1 protein-coding gene is annotated in these 661 nt (G+C 65.5%); it reads left to right on the forward strand.

The genetic code is table 11. From position 1 onward, the window contains the following. Positions 1-102: 102 nt before the first annotated feature. A partial coding sequence (locus EAE91_RS23650; RefSeq protein ID WP_214090562.1) for a PAAR domain-containing protein occupies positions 103-661 on the forward strand: 559 nt, incomplete at its 3' end.

The raw sequence follows: 661 nt of genomic DNA on the forward strand, positions 1-661 counted from the left end.
AACCTGACCTCCCCCGCGCCTTTTGAAGACGGCCAGCGTGATACCCTGCTGGCGGTTGTCCACAGTTTTCAGGCGGCCTGATGACCTGACAGGAGGAACACCATGTCACTTGGTGATGAAATCGTCAGCCGGATAGCGCGGGTGGGGGCGCAGCACGCGGTGCACGTCTCCCCGCCACAGAGCTCTCCCGGTCCGGCCGCCGCCCGCGAGGGCGACCCGATTAAACATGCCAGCTTCCTGGGGGCGCTGGCGGGTGCCATTACCGGCGCACTGACAGGCGCGGCGGTCTTTGCCGCGGCATCGGCACTGGTGGGGCTGACTATCCTTACCGGCGGGCTGGCCACCGTCGCGGTCATTGCTCTGGGAACCGCGGCCACCTTTGCCCTGGGCGATGTCATCAGCGCCGCCAGTTCGGCCGTCACGAACATGGTGGACAGCATCGGCCCGCCGAGCGGCAGCCTGACGAGTGGCTCGCCCAATGTCTTTATCGAAGGCAAACCGGCGGCCAGAGCCACCACCGATATCGCCGTCTGTAGTAAACACCCGGCACCGCCCCTGATTGCCCAGGGCAGTGAAACCGTGTTTATCAACGGCTCGCCGGCGGCCCGGGTGGATGACAAACTGGCGTGTGGGGCCACCATTAAATCCGGGGCCAAAACGG

The sequence above is a fragment of the Photorhabdus noenieputensis genome (genome assembly GCF_018448935.1).
Classification (GTDB): domain Bacteria; phylum Pseudomonadota; class Gammaproteobacteria; order Enterobacterales; family Enterobacteriaceae; genus Photorhabdus; species Photorhabdus noenieputensis.